At 67.2% G+C, this 16,157-nt stretch carries 17 protein-coding genes and 1 tRNA gene; 12 read left to right on the top strand and 6 right to left on the bottom strand.

The window, feature by feature from the left end; translation table 11 throughout:
- The first annotated feature begins 142 nt into the window (after nt 1-142).
- Entirely contained in the window at nt 143-1,654 is a 1,512-nt protein-coding gene (locus ABZ827_RS11905; protein ID WP_357236164.1) for a leucyl aminopeptidase, read from the top strand.
- 105 nt (nt 1,655-1,759) lie between these two features.
- Here the strand turns inward: ABZ827_RS11905 and ABZ827_RS11900 are convergent, their stop codons facing one another.
- Nucleotides 1,760-2,113 (bottom strand): oxidoreductase, encoded by a 354-nt coding sequence (locus tag ABZ827_RS11900; RefSeq protein ID WP_357236162.1) that lies wholly within the window; start codon nt 2,111-2,113, stop codon nt 1,760-1,762.
- Between the two features lie 253 nt (nt 2,114-2,366).
- On the opposite strand from ABZ827_RS11900, the gene sucB reads away from it, so the two are divergent.
- From sucB to ABZ827_RS11870, 6 genes are all read left to right on the top strand, one after another.
- Complete coding sequence (gene sucB / locus ABZ827_RS11895) at nt 2,367-4,109, top strand: 2-oxoglutarate dehydrogenase, E2 component, dihydrolipoamide succinyltransferase (protein WP_357236160.1); 1,743 nt, start codon at nt 2,367-2,369, stop codon at nt 4,107-4,109.
- 11 nt (nt 4,110-4,120) lie between these two features.
- Nucleotides 4,121-5,011 carry a TIGR01777 family oxidoreductase gene (locus ABZ827_RS11890; protein ID WP_357236158.1) on the top strand — a complete coding sequence of 297 codons (891 nt, stop codon included), beginning with the start codon at nt 4,121-4,123 and terminating at the stop codon, nt 5,009-5,011.
- On the top strand, nt 5,008-5,535 hold the full coding sequence (locus ABZ827_RS11885) for an N-acetyltransferase family protein (protein WP_357236156.1): 528 nt from the start codon (nt 5,008-5,010) through the stop codon (nt 5,533-5,535). Before ABZ827_RS11890 ends, ABZ827_RS11885 begins: the two co-directional genes overlap by 4 nt.
- A 2-nt stretch (nt 5,536-5,537) precedes the next feature.
- Nucleotides 5,538-6,311, top strand: coding sequence for a lipoyl(octanoyl) transferase LipB (gene lipB / locus ABZ827_RS11880; protein ID WP_357236154.1), 774 nt, complete (start codon nt 5,538-5,540; stop codon nt 6,309-6,311).
- Nucleotides 6,308-7,330, top strand: coding sequence for a lipoyl synthase (gene lipA, locus ABZ827_RS11875; protein ID WP_357236153.1), 1,023 nt, complete (start codon nt 6,308-6,310; stop codon nt 7,328-7,330). The genes lipB and lipA overlap by 4 nt, the downstream gene beginning before the upstream one ends.
- 100 nt (nt 7,331-7,430) lie before the next feature.
- Entirely contained in the window at nt 7,431-7,718 is a 288-nt protein-coding gene (locus ABZ827_RS11870; RefSeq protein WP_357236151.1) for an antibiotic biosynthesis monooxygenase family protein, read from the top strand.
- A gap of 139 nt (nt 7,719-7,857) precedes the next feature.
- Here ABZ827_RS11870 and ABZ827_RS11865 read toward each other — a convergent pair whose 3' ends face one another.
- The 3 genes from ABZ827_RS11865 to ABZ827_RS11855 all read right to left on the bottom strand — a co-directional run bounded on the left by ABZ827_RS11865 (nt 7,858) and on the right by ABZ827_RS11855 (nt 9,349).
- On the bottom strand, nt 7,858-8,748 hold the full coding sequence (locus tag ABZ827_RS11865; RefSeq protein WP_357236149.1) for a hypothetical protein: 891 nt from the start codon (nt 8,746-8,748) through the stop codon (nt 7,858-7,860).
- 228 nt (nt 8,749-8,976) lie between these two features.
- Nucleotides 8,977-9,053, bottom strand: a tRNA-Met gene (locus ABZ827_RS11860).
- Nucleotides 9,054-9,145: 92 nt separating this feature from the next.
- On the bottom strand, nt 9,146-9,349 hold the full coding sequence (locus ABZ827_RS11855) for a hypothetical protein (RefSeq protein WP_357236148.1): 204 nt from the start codon (nt 9,347-9,349) through the stop codon (nt 9,146-9,148).
- 114 nt (nt 9,350-9,463) lie between these two features.
- On the opposite strand from ABZ827_RS11855, the gene ABZ827_RS11850 reads away from it, so the two are divergent.
- Nucleotides 9,464-10,039 (top strand): hypothetical protein, encoded by a 576-nt coding sequence (locus ABZ827_RS11850; protein ID WP_357236146.1) that lies wholly within the window; start codon nt 9,464-9,466, stop codon nt 10,037-10,039.
- Nucleotides 10,040-10,137: 98 nt separating this feature from the next.
- On the opposite strand, the gene ABZ827_RS11845 is transcribed toward ABZ827_RS11850, so the two are convergent.
- Nucleotides 10,138-10,773 carry a LysE family translocator gene (locus tag ABZ827_RS11845; RefSeq protein WP_357236145.1) on the bottom strand — a complete coding sequence of 212 codons (636 nt, stop codon included), beginning with the start codon at nt 10,771-10,773 and terminating at the stop codon, nt 10,138-10,140.
- A 339-nt stretch (nt 10,774-11,112) separates the two neighbouring features.
- Between ABZ827_RS11845 and ABZ827_RS11840 the strand changes: the two genes are divergently transcribed.
- From ABZ827_RS11840 to thiO, 3 genes are read left to right on the top strand one after another with little or no spacing between them, the layout of a single operon-like run.
- A complete protein-coding gene (locus tag ABZ827_RS11840) occupies nt 11,113-11,751 on the top strand; it encodes a hypothetical protein (protein WP_357236144.1) in 639 nt (212 codons plus the stop codon).
- Between the two features lies 1 nt (nt 11,752).
- Nucleotides 11,753-12,517, top strand: coding sequence for a glucose 1-dehydrogenase (locus tag ABZ827_RS11835; RefSeq protein WP_357236142.1), 765 nt, complete (start codon nt 11,753-11,755; stop codon nt 12,515-12,517).
- Nucleotides 12,514-13,731 (top strand): glycine oxidase ThiO, encoded by a 1,218-nt coding sequence (gene thiO / locus ABZ827_RS11830; protein ID WP_357236140.1) that lies wholly within the window; start codon nt 12,514-12,516, stop codon nt 13,729-13,731. Before ABZ827_RS11835 ends, thiO begins: the two co-directional genes overlap by 4 nt.
- Here thiO and ABZ827_RS11825 read toward each other — a convergent pair.
- On the bottom strand, nt 13,617-14,738 hold the full coding sequence (locus tag ABZ827_RS11825) for an FAD-dependent oxidoreductase (RefSeq protein WP_357236139.1): 1,122 nt from the start codon (nt 14,736-14,738) through the stop codon (nt 13,617-13,619). The two genes, thiO and ABZ827_RS11825, sit on opposite strands and share 115 nt — an antisense overlap.
- Nucleotides 14,739-14,754: 16 nt before the next feature.
- Between ABZ827_RS11825 and ABZ827_RS11820 the strand changes: the two genes are divergently transcribed.
- A complete protein-coding gene (locus ABZ827_RS11820; protein ID WP_357236138.1) occupies nt 14,755-16,140 on the top strand; it encodes an FAD-binding oxidoreductase in 1,386 nt (461 codons plus the stop codon).
- Nucleotides 16,141-16,157 lie beyond the last annotated feature (17 nt).

Below are 16,157 nucleotides of genomic sequence, written 5' to 3'. Positions count from 1 at the left end.
CACATCACCATTATTTCGGCACGGTATTTCGGATCCCGGATCCGTCCCCGTGACCCTCGTACCGGGCCGCGACCGGACGTGGACACGCGCCTGAACAGTGTCGCGATGCGGCACCCGAGCGCCACCGAATAGCCTGAAGGCCATGACAGCAGTCGCAGATCGTCCGCTCGGACCGGAATTGGCACGTACCCAGACCATCGAGCCCGGCACCGATGTCCTCGTCGTCGGTGTGGCCACCAGCGACGACGGCCCCGTCCTGGTGCCCGAGGACCTCTTCGGCGATGTGCTCGGCACCGACCTGCGCGCCCGGCTGCTCGATCAGGTGACCGCGGTCGGCGGTACCGGCAAAGCCGAACAGTTGATCCGCGTTCCGGCGCCGGCCGGGCTGGACAATGTCGCCAGTGTGCTCGCCGTCGGGCTCGGCGGCGCCGCGGACCTGGACGCCGAGCAGATCCGCCGCAGCGCCGGTGTCGCCGCCCGCTCGCTGACCGGGGTCACCCGCGCCGTCACCACGCTGTCCGGCCTGGATATCGGCGCGGCTGTGGAAGGTTTCTACCTCGGCGCCTACTCCTTCACCCCGTTCCGCTCCGCGAAATCCGCGCCGAAACCGGAGGCCGCCCCGCTCGCCCGGGTGGAACTGCTGGTCCCCGAACCGGATTTCGGTGGTGACGCCCTGCTCCGCGCCCAGCTGACCGCCGAAGCCGTGGCCACGGCACGCGATTTCGTGAACACTCCGCCCAGCCACCTCTATCCGGCCGAATTCGCGCGTCGGGCCGAACTACTGGCCGAGGGCGCGGGGCTCGAAGTCGAGGTGCTCGACGAGAACGCGCTGGAAACCGGTGGCTACGGCGGTGTGCTGGGGGTCGGCAAGGGCTCCTCGCGACCGCCGCGGCTGGTCCGGCTCGCCTACCGGGGCGGCGATAAGAGGGTCGCGCTGGTGGGTAAGGGCATCACCTTCGACACCGGCGGTATCTCCATCAAACCGGCCGCGAATATGGAGAACATGACCTCGGATATGGCCGGGGCCGCGGCGGTGGTGGCGACCACTCTGCTCGCCGCCCGGCTGAGCCTGCCGGTCACCGTTATCGCCACCGTGCCGATGGCCGAGAACATGCCGTCGAGCACCGCCCAGCGCCCCGGCGATGTGCTGACCCAGTACGGCGGGACAACGATCGAGGTCACCAATACCGACGCCGAGGGCCGGCTGGTCCTGGCCGATGCCATGGTCCGCGCCGGTGAGGACGACCCGCACTATCTGATCGATGTCGCCACCCTGACCGGGGCGCAGATGGTCGCCCTGGGCACCCGCACCCCGGGCGTGATGGGTACCGACGATTTCCGCGACCGGGTCGCCCGGATCTCCCGTGAGGTGGGCGAACACGGCTGGCCGATGCCGCTGCCCAAGGAGCTGCGCGCCGATCTCGATTCCAAGGTCGCTGATATGGTCAACGCGACCTCGCACCGCTGGGGCGGGATGCTGGTGGCCGGCACCTACCTGAAGGAGTTCGTGCCCGAGGGGGCCCAGTGGGCCCATATCGATATCGCGGGTCCGGCGTACAACACCGGCGGCCCGTTCGGTTATATCGGCAAGGGCGGTACCGGTGTTCCGGTCCGCACGCTCATCGGGGTGCTCGAGGATATCGCCGCGGAGTAGGTGCCGGTGCCGAATCTCGGGTCCCGATCGGGCCCGAGGTTCGGCACACCGCGAATCGGTGGAGCCGGGCGGCTCGCCGGGATACAGCCCGGGGATTCTTCGCGCTCATTCCTCGCCGAGTTCGCGCTCGATCGCACGTTTGCGTTCGATCCGGCGGCGCTCGTCGTAGTCACGCATCCGCTGCGGGTAACCCGTCCGGCCGACGTCGTACACCGGGATCCCGAGATCGCGGGCGAGCCGGCGCGCACCGCGTTCGCCGACGATCCGGCGGGTCCATTCACCATCCGTGGCTACCAGCACCACGGTGACATCGGTCACAGTTGTTTTCGGTTCGACGAAACCTTCGACGCCGGTGTGTGTACGCACCCACTCCGACAGGTACCCGATCTCGGGTGAACGCCTGCGAGAAACACCGCCACGCCCAGCCGCGACGCGACGGAAACGATCGAATATGCCCACCGCGCCCGACCTCCACTTCTCCCTCGAACCCGCCGTACAGGGCGGTGATTCCATGGTGCCGGATACCAGAATTGGATGCCCTCGGGTAACCGCGCGACACGGCGGGTGCAAGGATGGTTCCCGGAACAACAACCACACGGATCTCCGGCGCCGCGCAGAATGAACGCCGGCTGGAGCACCGTCGCGACCCGCGGCGCGATCCTCCGGAACGAACTGTTGTAGACCCGTCGAGCAGTTAGAGGAGTCAACGGACATGGCCTTCTCCGTCCAGATGCCCGCTCTTGGTGAGAGCGTTACCGAGGGAACGGTGACACGGTGGCTGAAACAGGAAGGAGACACGGTCGAGGTCGACGAGCCGCTGCTCGAGGTCTCCACCGATAAGGTCGACACCGAGATCCCGTCCCCCGCGGCGGGTGTGTTGACGAAGATCGTCGCCAATGAAGACGATGTCGTCGAGGTGGGCGGCGAACTGGGCGTTATCGGTGAGGCCGGCGAATCCGCCGCTCCCGCGCCCGCCCCGGAACCGGCTGCCGCCGAACCCGAGCCCGCCCCCGCACCCGCGCAGGAAGCCGCACCGGCCCAGGAGCCGGCACCGGCCCCGCAGCCCGCGGCGGCGTCCGCATCGGCATCCGGTACCCCGGTGAAGATGCCGGAACTGGGCGAATCTGTCACCGAGGGCACCGTGACCCGGTGGCTCAAGGCGATCGGCGACGAAGTCGCGGTCGACGAACCACTGCTCGAGGTCTCCACCGACAAGGTCGACACCGAGATCCCCTCCCCCGTGGCCGGCACCCTGCTCGAGATCACCGCGAACGAAGACGATGTGGTGGAGGTCGGCGGCCAGCTGGGCGTTATCGGCTCCGGCGCCCCGGCGACCGGATCCGCCCCTGCGCCCGCACCGGCCCCCGCCGCGCCCGCTCCGGCACCTGCTCCCGCACCGGCACCGGCACCGGCCCCCGCACCGGCACCGGCCCCCGCACCGGCACCGGCCCCCGCACCGGCTGCGGCTCCCGCCGCGCAGGCTCCCGCGCAGTCCACCGGTAACGGCGCCACCCCCTACGTGACCCCTCTGGTCCGGAAACTGGCCGAGGAGAACGGCGTCGACCTGTCCACCCTCACCGGTTCCGGTGTCGGCGGACGCATCCGCAAACAGGATGTCCTCGCCGCCGCCGAGACCAAGAAGGCGCCCGCCGCCCCGGCAGCTGCCCCGGCCGCGGCAGCTCCCGCTGCCAAGGCTCCGGCCGCTCCCACCCCCAGCCCCGCTCTGGCGGCACTGCGCGGGACCACGCAGAAGGCCAACCGGATCCGGCAGATCACCGCGACCAAGACCCTGGAATCGCTGCAGACCACCGCGCAGCTCACCCAGGTACACGAGGCCGATGTCACCAAGATCGCCACGCTGCGCAAGAAGGCCAAGGCCGAATTCGCCAAGCGTGAAGGCGTGAACCTGACGTTCCTGCCGTTCTTCGCCAAGGCCGTGGTCGAAGCGCTCGGGGCACATCCGAACGTGAACGCCAACTACGACGCGGACAGCAAAGAGATCACCTACCACGCGTCGGTGCATCTCGGGATCGCCGTGGACACCGAGCAGGGTCTGCTGTCGCCGGTGATCCACAACGCCAGCGATCTCTCGCTGGCCGGTCTGGCCCGCGCCATCGCCGATATCGCCAACCGGGCCCGCACCGGCGGCCTGAAGCCCGACGAGCTGGCCGGTGGCACCTTCACCATCACCAATATCGGTAGCCAGGGCGCCCTGTTCGACACCCCGATCCTGATGCCGCAGCAGGCGGCGATGCTCGGTACCGGCGCGATCGTCAAGCGGCCCACCGTGGTCACCGACGAGTCCGGTAGCGAATTCATCGGCGTCCGCTCGATGTGCTACCTGCCGCTGACCTACGATCACCGCCTCATCGACGGCGCGGATGCCGGGAGGTTCCTCACCACCATCCGGCACCGCCTGGAAGAGGCGGCGTTCGAGGCCGATCTCGGCCTGTAAGGGCACAGATAATGCTGGTTGTGGTGGCCGGTTCGTCCGGACTGATCGGCACTGCTCTCGTGGCGGCATTGCGCCGCGACGGGAGTCAGGTGATCCGGTTGGTCCGGCGCCCGGCCGCCGCGCCCGACGAACGTCGCTGGGACCCTGTCCAGGGCGAGCTCGACCCTGCCATCCTCGACGGCGCGGACGCGGTGGTGAACCTGTGCGGGGCCGGGCTCGGCGATAAACGCTGGTCCGGCGCGTACAAACAGGAGCTCCGCGACAGCCGTCTGACCCCCACCGATGTTTTGGCGAGCGCCGTCGCGCGGGCCGGTGTGGCGACTCTGGTGAACGCCAGCGGTATCCACTACTACGGTGACACCGGCACTCGCGCGGTCGACGAAACCGGTCCTCCCGGTACCGGATTCCTGCCCACCCTGTGCGTCGACTGGGAGGCCGCCACGCACGCGGCCACCGAGGCGGGGACCCGCACGGTCCTGCTGCGCAGCGGGGTGGTGCTCGCCGGAACCGGCGGTATGCTGCCGCAGCTGAAGGCCCTGTTCCTGCTGGGCCTGGGCGGCCGGCTCGGCAACGGCCGGCAGTATCAGCCGTGGATCTCGCTCGACGACGAAGTGGGCGCGATCCGCCACGCACTCACCACCGAATCGGTACGCGGCCCACTCAACTCGGTGGGTCCGGCGCCGGTCACCAACGCCGCGTTCACTCGCGCGCTCGGCCGGGCTCTGCATCGCCCGACCCCCCTGCTGGTACCGGGTTTCGCGTTGCGGCTGGCGGTCGGCGAATTCGCCGACGAGGCGATCCTGCACAGCCCCCGCGCACTACCGGGTGTCCTCGAGGAGACCGGTTACGAATTCCGCCATCCGACCATCGGCGCGGCGCTCACCGCCGCCGTGGGCCGATGACCCCCACCACCGCCACCCTGGTCCGCGATGCGCGGACCGGTGATCTACCCGCGATTCTGGAGATCCACAACCGGGCGATCGCCGAAACCACCGCCATCTGGGACGACGAGCCCGTCGACCTCGGCGACCGGCAGGCATGGTTCGCCAACCGCACCGCGCACGGCCGCCCGGTGCTGGTGGCCGAGGTGGACGGGGAACTCGCCGGATACGCCAGTTACGGCCCGTGGCGACCCAAATCCGGTTACCGGCACACCGCCGAGAACTCGATCTATATCGCCGATCGTTTCCAGCGGCGCGGTATCGGCGCCGCCCTGCTGGCCGAGTTGATCGCCCGCGCCGAGCGGGCCGGGGATATCCACGCCATGATCGCGGTCATCGAATCGGGTAATGCCGGTTCCATCGCGCTGCACGAACGGTTCGGTTTCCGCACCGTCGGGATACTGCCCGAGGTGGGCCGCAAATTCGGCCGCTGGATGGATCTGACGCTGATGCAGCTCACATTGGAGATGAGCGTAACGTCGTGATCGTGAACAACACCCGCACCGCAACCCGGTCGGCACGGTACGACAGCACCCCCGTCGACGTGCGCGATCTGGGCCTCATCGAGTACCGCCAGGCGTGGGAGCTGCAACGCGAACTCGCCGCGGGCCGCGCCGACGGCCACGGTTCCGACACTCTGCTGCTGCTCGAACATCCCTCCGTCTACACCGCGGGCCGCCGCACCGAGGAGGCCGACCGGCCGAACGACGGCAGCCCGGTGGTCGACGTCGATCGCGGCGGCAAGATCACCTGGCACGGCCCGGGGCAGCTGGTCGGCTATCCGATCATCCGGCTCGCCGAACCGATCGATGTGGTCGATTACGTCCGGCGCCTCGAACAGGCCCTCATTCAGGTGATCACCGATATCGGTGTCGAATGCGGACGGGTGCCCGGGCGATCCGGGGTGTGGCTCGCCGCGTCCGGCCTGCTGCCGGAGCGCAAGATCGCTTCCATCGGGATCCGGGTACAGCGCGGGGTCACCCTGCACGGTGTCTCGCTGAACTGCGATCCCGATCTGGGTGCGTTCGGCGCCATCATCCCCTGCGGCATCCGCGATGTGGGCTCCACGAGCCTGAGTCAGGAACTCGGCCGTACGGTCCCCGTCGCCGAGGTCCGGCCGCGGCTGGCCGAAGCGATTCCCGCCGCGCTCAATGGCGAGCTTCCGGTTACCGAGCACGATATTCCGCAGGCCGTCACCCCGGCTTCCGCGGAACCCGCCGCCGCGACCGCGGCCCGCGATCCGAAAGGTCCTACCGCATGACCTCCGCCCAAGCTCCTGCCGGCCGCAAACTGCTGCGTATCGAGGCCCGCAACGCGGAGACCCCGATCGAACGCAAACCCAGCTGGATCCGCACCCGCGCCACCATGGGCCCCGAGTACACCGAACTCAAGGGTCTGGTGAAACGCGAGGGCCTGCACACGGTCTGCGAGGAAGCGGGCTGCCCCAACATCTTCGAATGCTGGGAGGACCGCGAGGCCACCTTCCTCATCGGCGGCGAACAGTGCACCCGCCGCTGCGATTTCTGCCAGATCGATACCGGCAAACCGTCCCCGCTCGACCGTGACGAACCCCGCCGCGTCGCAGAAAGCGTCCAGGCCATGGGCCTGCGCTACTCCACCATCACCGGTGTCGCCCGCGACGATCTGGAAGACGGCGGCGCCTGGCTGTACGCCGAAACCGTGCGCGCCATCAAGAAACTCAACCCGAACACCGGCGTCGAACTGCTCATCCCGGATTTCAACGCGAAACCCGATCAGCTGGCCGAGGTGTTCTCCTCCCGCCCGGAGGTGCTGGCCCACAACCTGGAAACGGTCCCCCGGGTCTTCAAACGGATCCGCCCCGCCTTCCGCTACGAACGGTCCCTCGAGGTGCTCACCGCCGCCCGCGCCGACGGCCTGATCACCAAATCGAACCTGATCCTCGGGATGGGCGAAACCCCCGACGAGGTCACCCAGGCCATGCGCGACCTGCACGAAGCGGGCTGCGATATCCTCACCATCACCCAGTACCTGCGCCCCTCGCCGCGCCACCACCCGGTCGACCGCTGGGTGAAACCCGAAGAGTTCGTGGAACATTCGAAGGTCGCCGAGGAGATCGGTTTCGCCGGCGTGATGGCCGGCCCCCTGGTCCGCTCCTCCTACCGCGCCGGACGCCTCTACGCCCAGGCCATGGCCCACCACGGCCGTCCCATCCCCGAAACCATCGCCCACCTCGCCGCCGAAGGCACCGCCTCCCAGGAGGCAAGCGCGGTCCTGGAACGGTTCGGGTCGCGCGCCTGACCCGAAACGCCGGAATCACGGCCCGAGCCCGATCGGGCCGATGAATCGGGTGGCGCGAACCGGTCGGCACAGGTGAACCCACCGAACCAGGAGTGCACCCATGGTCATCGTCGCCGGACATCTGCTCGTTGCACCGGAAGGCCGGGAGGCCTACCTCGCCGGCTGTGTCACCGTGGTCGAACAGGCCCGGTCCGCACCCGGCTGCCTCGATTTCGCGATCAGTGCGGATCTCACCGATCCTGCACGGATCAATATCTTCGAGCGCTGGGAAACCCCGGAGGCGGCGGAGTCCTTCCGCGGTGCCGGTACCGGCGAGGACCAGACCGCGGCGATCCGCACCGCGGCCGTGGCGGAATACGAGATCGCCGCGGTCCGCTCCCTCTCCTGAACGCGCCGCCTGTCAGAAGTCGTCCGAGTAGTCCTGCGTGATCCAGCGGTCGGGACGGATCGTGAACAGGACCGATTCCAGGCCGTCCGTCTCTCGGCGAACGCACGCCCGGCTTCGGAGCCGAGGTAACGCGTGGCCCCTAAGCGTCACCACGCTCCAGCGCGTTGAACGCAGTTTCCAGTGGCGCCCATCCGTTGGTCGTGTCGTGCGGTGTGCCCTCGCTCGCGTTCCAGTAGCGCAAGTTGTAATCGCCGTCCCCGGGCGCGAGCGTGCGCATGTTGGTGTGGGCGAGGTCATGCTTCGCGTCGGACAGGTAACGGTATTTGTGCTGGGCCGGCCGGTCCTTGTCGATACCGGAATCGCCGCTCGCCGTCTTGTCCTCATCGGACCCGACGAAACTCCAATCGATACCCTGCGCCCAGCTCTGGTCGAGGCCGTTCTCGGGCGCGTGGAGCACTTCCAGGAATTTCGAACCCGGCACCATCGAGTCCCACTGCGCGCTGTCGTACTTGGACTTGTCGATGATCCCCTGGTGGGGAGTGGACAGCGTGACGACATCGCCGACCTTCAGCTTCGCCGCCGGAAAGCCCTCCCAGCCCATGGCCGAGCCCAGCAACGCCACTCGGGTCACGAGCCCACCCATGGAGTGCGCGACGATATCGACCGACTGGCCCGTACGCGTGTTGGTGTCGTAGATGTGGTTGGCGAGTGCCGCAGCCACATCCTTGATCCGAGTGTTGACATCGGCGTCGCCGAGGTCGACATCGCAGTTGCTGTCCTCCGCGTAGTACCCGACGGTGTGAATCGACGACCTGTCGATTCCCTTGGACCCGAAGTAGTCGATCGCATTGCCCCACAACGAGGAACAGTCCGAATCACCGGAGTCGTTGTAACCGTGGACCAAATAGACGGGATCGCCCCCGTTCGCAGCCGGGGCGGCACTCGCAGTCGGCGCCACGGCCGCGGCCAACGCTCCCACGGTGACGGCAGCCACAAGCGTGGCCGCCGCACGGAGTCGCATCGTGCCCATACTTCTCCTCTCACCAGCGTTCCTCGCACGCTGTTCTCGAACCTCCGGGACCGTATCAGGGGAGGCCGGTACCACGAAGTCCCCCATGTCTGCCCCGGCATCCCTCGGCATCGCAAAAGCTGAGCCCGACGCCCGGCCTCGGGCGTACGACTCCAAGGGCGGCTTCGCCTGATGATGCCGACCAATGCGAAAACGGCCCGGAACCGATTGGTTCCGGGCCGTTCCACCTGGTAGCGGGGACAGGATTTGAACCTGCGACCTCTGGGTTATGAGCCCAGCGAGCTACCGAGCTGCTCCACCCCGCGTTGCGTTGACTACCGTAGCGCACGACCGGCGCCGAACCAAAACCGCGCTCCCGGCCGGATCGCGGCCGTCCGACGGACCCACACCTCACCCATCAGAATTCGACGCGCCGCACAGCAAAGCAGGAGTCGCCGATGCGGGTCTCGAGGGCCTCGAACTGCCGGATGTAGGACAACACCGAGGACCGGGGAACCGATTGCGCTCGCATCGCGTCCAAACCTATGGGTGTGCTGAACTGTGCACCGAGACCGATACGACCACGAACGATATTCGGCCAGCGCCGGCGAGGATTGCCCATGAGTGAGCCATTGAAGGTCGACCCGAACGCACTCGATACCTTGGCCGCGGCGCTGCAGGTCATCGAAGCGGACGACGAGTACTTCCGCGAACGCAACCAGCGGGGGTGGTTGGTATGAAACTACCGCTGACCGTTCATCCGGAAATCGGCCCTCCGGACACCGACTCTCCGTGGCACCTGGTCTTCGCTTCTCGCCTCCCCGATGTTTGTGCGAAGCACGGCAGAGATGCCGTGGAGCACCGCGACCAGCAGCTGACCTTCTACCGGACACGGCGGGGCGGCCGACAGGTCAACGCACTCCGGCTGATACTGCGGCTCCTGACGATCTGGCAGTTGAGCCTGCTGCCCCGGATCGATCCCGATATCGTCGTGCACGCGCAATGGCCTGTCTGCCCGGCCTGTCTCGCACCGGCACGGGTCTATCGGGCCGTGGGAACCGCACTCATCGCGTTGGCGGCCCTGAACGTCGTGGCACTACTGCTCATGACCGCGGCGTATATCCGGCCACCGTCCTGGCTGGCCCTGGCGATCTTCCCCGGTTGGATACCCTTCGGACTTCTCGTGATCATGTTCTTGTTCCGCAGTGGCGAGACGTTCGTCCTAGCGCGGATCTCACCGGATCTGCGGGAGGCCGATATCGTCTCGCATCCACGATTCGACCAGGCCGTGGCAGGCGAGCTCGCCGAATAGCCCGCGGCCATACGCGACGCTGGACCGGTTCGGGTCGCGGGCGTTGCGCACTACCGGCTTCCATAATCCGCGAGCGGCGTAGCAGGCGAATACGACTGCTACGCCGCGAATTCCGGCATCGGCAGGTCCCCCACAGCGACCTGGAGTCCCAGCCCGATGAGCACGGCGGCGGTCACCATATCCATCAACCGGCGGTTGCGGGGCCGGACGAAGATCCGTTGCAGGCGGGAGAAACCGACAGCGACCAGCAGCATCCACACCAGGACCGGCGCCACCATGAGGACGCTCAGCTCGACCTTGCGCAGCAGTGGCGAACCGGCCGGCAGGAAGTGGGCCATCAGCGCCACCAGGAACAGGATGGCTTTCGGGTTCGTCGTATTGACCAGGAACCCGCGGCGAAACGGTGCGGGCTGCGGGACGCCCGGCAGGTCGCCGAGTGTCTCCTGCTGGATCGACTTCGACAGCGACAGTAGTAGTTTCGCGCCGAGGAACAGCAGATAACAGGCGCCGACCGCACGAATGACGGCGAATGCTCCGGGTACGGAGGCAACTGTCGCGCCGATACCGATTACGGCAACAGCGGTATTCACCGCCATACCGCAGGTGATTCCCAGCGCGGCGGTAATACCCGCACGCAGGCCGTCAATTGCGGAGTAACGGGTAACCAACGCGAAATCGGGCCCCGGCAACACTGCGCCGAGAATCGCCGCGAGCGCGAACGGAACCAAATCCATCCCACTCACTTCAGCGGAACCCCGTATCGTCGGACAACGAATGGATACAACCGGGCGATACAGTGGCCTCGGGCCGTACGGCGAGCAACGAGTCCGTCCTCGCATTCCGCACAGGGAACATCGCGCCAGTCTCGCAGGCAACGGACCGTACGATATTCCCAAATCCGGGAAACGTGAGAATAGTGACAATGTAGCCCAGGCGGGGCTCGATCCCCAGATCACTGCCGCGCATTCAGGTTCCGGGGCGGTTACCACTGCCGGGAACAGCACCCCGCGTGCCGCCGGCCAGGGATGCTACGTTCCCCGTGCTATTCATGGGACGATGAGGGAATCTGAGCTATGACAGGGTCGACATCACTCGATACATATATCAAGTCGGTGTACGGAGATATCGAACCGGAATCCTGCCCCTTCACCGAGGCGGAGATAAAGGAACTCGAGGACACGAACGAACTTCTGGTATATATGCCCAGCGGTCGCACACCGGCCGAGTTGTGCGATATGTGGGGTTTCCGGATCAACGTGGACTTCACCTCCGAGTCATATATCCGCACCGTGATGAATGACGAGAGTCACTGGTTCATCACCTCGAATTCATCGTCCCCGGAACTGCTGTATCGCAGCGGTCAGGAAGCCCGGCGGAATTACGAAGACGAAGGTTTGCACGGGTTGGACCTCCGCCGGTACCTCGCGTTCGCCGCGGCCTTCCGGCATCGATGGGGTACTCTCCCGGATCAAAAGTACTGGTGTTTCCTGTTGTCCGGTAGTTATGACCGCAGCGGGGTATCCGTTGTCGGATTCGACGGACGGGGCGTACTGAGCCACCACGGCTGGATGCGGAACTTCCGCGCGAAATTCGCGGGGTCACGGTATTCGGTGCTGGCGCCGCGCCTGGAGGTGACGGCGGAAACCGAAACGCTGTCCCGCGCGTACCGGGGGCAGCGGAGCAAAATCGGCCTCGAAGCCGCGATCGACTGATATGGCCGAGCAGGTTCTACACGGCCGGACCGCACTGATCACCGGAGCGGGAGCAGGAATCGGCCGGGCCTGCGCGGTCGCGCTGGCCCGGGCGGGCGCAACCGTGGTGGTCACCGATGCCGATGCCGACGCCGCGGATTCGACCGCGCACACGCTTCGTTCCGAAGGCGCCCGGGCGACCGCCCTGCGGGCAGACGTCACCCGGCCGGACGAGGTGGCCGAGGCTGTCGAGTACACGGTCCGGGAATTCGGCCGGCTGGATTGCGCGGTCAACAATGCCGGTGTCACCAGCGCACCCGCGGATACTGCCGATATCGCCCGGACCGATCTGGAACGGATACTCGCGGTGAACGTCACCGGACTGTGGCAGTGCATGCAGCACGAGCTGAAGTCGATGGTGGAAACAGGTGGCGGGACCATCGTCAATCAGTCGTCCTCACTGGGAATGGTCGGTGTGCGCGGGTCCGCGGCCTATGCCGCGAGCAAACATGCCGTGCTGGGGTTGACCCGCTCGACGGCGCTGGAGTACATCGAGCGCGGAATCCGGGTCAACGCCGTCTGCGCCGGACCGGTGCGGACAGCTATGTTCGACCGTTTCCTGGGCGACGATCCCGAAGCCGCAGCGGGGCTGCGTGCGGCGAGCCCTATCGGCCGGTTCGCCGAGCCCGAGGAGGTCGCCGAGGCCGTGCTGTGGCTCTCTTCGCCACTGTCCTCGTACGTGGTGGGACACGGACTGGTGGTCGACGGCGGATGGAGCACGCAGTGAGCACAGATGTGATCGTTGTCGGCGCGGGCGCCGTCGGTCTCGCGGTTGCCCTCCGGCTGGCCGAGTCGGGGTCCACGGTCACCGTGGTGGATGCGGACGAGCCCGGGCGCAAGGCGTCGTGGGCGGCGTCGGGGTCGTTATCGCTGATCCTGCCGCAGGCGGCACCGCGGCCGCTGCGGGAACTCGCCGCGGCGAGCTGGGATCGATGGCCGGATTTCAGCGCGCAACTCGAACAGCGGTCCGGGATGGAAGTTCAACTCCGCCGCAGCGGTCTGGTGCGGCTGATGTTGTCGGAAGCGAGCACGACCGCGACCGTCGAGAGCCGCGAATGGCTTGCCGCGCACGGCCATCGAAGTGAGTGGATCGATCGAGACGGGATCGCGGAGCTGACGCCCGCGGCGACGGATCGCGTGGATCGGGCCCTGTATCAACCGGACGTGTGGCAGCTGCGCCCGCCGCGACTGATGCGCGCCCTGCTCGAGGCCGCGGCACGTACCGAGCGCATCACCGTTGCCCCCTTCAGCCCGGTGGCCCATCTGCTCGTGGAGGGTCCACGAGTACGCGGCGTTCGATTGACCACCGGGGCGGACCTGTTCGCGCAGGAGGTCGTGGTGTGTGCCGGTGCCTGGGCAGACCGGTTGCTGAACCCGATCGCCGGTATCACGATGGCGATCCGGCCGATTCGCGGCCAATTACTCTGCCTGACAAGACCTTCCGATTTGCGGCCCGGATCTGACGCCATTCTGCTCGGCGAGGGGAACCACTACCTTATTCCGCGCAGCGACGGCCGGTTGGTGGCCGGCTCGACTTTCGAGGATTCCGGGTTCGACGACCGTGTCACAGCGGGCGGTCTCCACGAAATACTCAGCGGTGCACTCGATTTCGCCCCGAAGATAACTGAAGCACCGATCGTCGCGCACTGGGCCGGTCTGCGTCCGTCGACCCCGGACGGTGCGCCGTTGCTGGGGAGACCACAGGACGTGGACGGTCTGGTGGTCGCCGCGGGACACTTCCGCGACGGCCTGCTGCTGACTCCGGTGACCGCCGATATCGTGCACGCGGTGATCAACGGCACGCAGCCACCTCTGGACCTGACCGCCTACGCGGTCGGCAGGCCGTCCCCGGTGGCCGGTGATTCACCGGGCCCGCACACGGTAACGGCGTCGGACGAATACTCGGTGCGCCCATCGGTCAGCACATCGGCAACCAGCTGACCGACGACGGGAGCGAATTTGAAGCCGATCCCGGAACACGCGCATACCGCCGCGACCCTGCGAGTCGGACGCGCGACGGTCAGTGCGCCATCGGGAGTGTTCGTGTACCGGCATACCGTGGAGCGCAGCCCGGGCCGGGTGCCGACCGCGGGCAGTCGATCGCGCAGCTGCGCGAGATCGTCCGATACGGTCGCGGGGTCCACGCCGGTGGCAGGATCCAGGGGATCGACCAGTACTCCCGTGGAGAACCGGCCGAATTTCGCGGCGCGCCCCCCGACTGCCGGGAACAGCCCGAACGGCGTCGGATCCTGGTCGAAGATCACGAACGGTGCCGGTGTGGGAACGGGGTCGGCAAGCCAGTGCACGACCGCCCGTTCCACCGACAACTCCGGCATTCCGTCCAGCTCCATGGCGGCCGCCCACGCGCCGGTGGCCAGCACCAGCCGCTCGGTGGTGACCGTCTCCGCACCGATTCGAACGCGTACCGGGCCATCGGTGTTCGTGAGGTCGATGGGATCCGCCGTATGCCCGAATTGCAGGCGGGCGCCGGATCGAACGGCCCGCGCACGCAGCGCCGCGACGCAATCCTCGGCCAGCAATATGCCCGCATCCGGCTCGAGCACCCCGTACTCGTCCGCGGCGATTCGAACACCGGGCAGTAGGTTCCGCATTTCGGTGCGGGTCAGCACCCGGGATCCGGATGCCGCGAACTCCGCCGGATCGGCACAGACGGTGACGCCTCCGGTCGGAACGAACAGCGGGCGGGCAGCATCGTGTTCCAGGTCCGCCCACAGTCGCGCCGCCGCGCGGCCGGCCGCTGTCAGCGCCGGCTTGCCGGGATGCGCACGAAACAACCGGGAACCACCGAAGGAAGCTCCGTCACCGTCGTGTTCGGGGCTTCGTTCGACGCCGAGTACCGACAGGCCCTTACGCGCCAGCGTGTCGGCGCATGCACTGCCCATCACCCCCAGTCCGATAACCAGCGCATCGTAGTGAACTGTTCGCATCCATCCTCCGGAGAGTATGACCATGATCGACCGGCACGACCGTATCCGAACCCTGCTCGACCGAGATTTCCGTGGTGCCGTCATCGATCCGGGCCACGCCGATTATCAGTCGGCTCGCCGGGTCTGGAATGGGATGATCGACAAGAACCCGTCGCTGATCCTGCGGCCGGAAGACGTACCGTCCGTACAGGCCGCGGTACGGATCGCCGGAGAGCTCCAGCTGCCCGTGGCCGTGCGCGGTGGCGGGCACAATATCGCCGGCAACGGCACCTGCGACGGCGAAATCGTCCTGGACCTGGGCCTGCTCGGAGGTCCGGAGATCGATCCCCGGCAGCGTACGGCCCGGGTACCGGGTGGAATGACCTGGGGACCCCTGGATCGAGCCACCCAGGCACACGGGCTGGCCACCGTCGGTGGGATGGTGTCCACCACGGGTGTCGGTGGGCTCACGCTGGGCGGCGGCGTCGGATGGCTCATGCGCAGCCACGGGCTCACCTGTGACAACCTGATCTCGGCCGAACTCGTCACAGCCACCGGTGAACTGCTCACGGTCTCGGACCGGGAACACAGCGACCTGATGTGGGCACTACGGGGTGCCGGCGGAAACTTCGGTGTCGTCACCGACTTCACCTACCGGCTGCATCCGGTCGATACGGTCGTCGGGGGGTTCGCCATGTATCCGCTGGACCGCGCCGGCGAGGTGCTGCGGTGCTACAGCGATTACTGCGAAGGCTGTCCGGACACTCTCACCACCCTGGCCGTGCTGACCACCGCTCCCGGCGAACCATTCGTTCCGGAGAGTATGCGCGCGAAACCGGCGCTACTCATCGCGGTCTGCGCCGTCGGCGGTGGCGCGGCCGACGATGTGGCTGCGCTGATCGCCGCACTGGGCGAGCCGATTGTGAATCTCATCGGCCCCATGCCCTACAGCGATATGCAGTCCATGCAGGACCCGACCGCCCCGCACGGTTCCCGGAACTATTGGAGATCCGGTTTCCTGCCCGATCTGTCGCCGGACACCATCGATCGGCTGGTCGAATTCGCGGCGAGCGCACCGTCGGCAATGACCCAGATCCATCTGCACCAGATGGGCGGCGCCGTAGCGCGCGTTGCCGGTGACGCGACTGCCGTTCCGTTCCGGGACGCGCCGTTCATGCTCAACATCGTCACTATGTGGGCCGATCCCGACGACGACGCGATCAACCTGGAATGGCTCGCAGACTGCTGGCGCAAGATCGAGTCGGCGACCCGGAGCTCCTACTCCAACTTCCTCAGCGACGACGAAGCCGACCGTTTCCGGACCGCCCATTCCGCGCCCACCTGGAACCGGTTGCGCGATATCAAAACCGAGTGGGATCCGGACAATATGTTCCGGTTCAACCAGAACATCCCACCCAGGTGAACCGAGGTACCGAGTAT

Source organism: Nocardia sp. NPDC019395 (assembly GCF_040632335.1).
Taxonomy (GTDB): domain Bacteria; phylum Actinomycetota; class Actinomycetes; order Mycobacteriales; family Mycobacteriaceae; genus Nocardia.
Note: the sequence above shows the minus strand (reverse complement) of the source record. Positions and strands in the feature narration are given on the sequence as shown.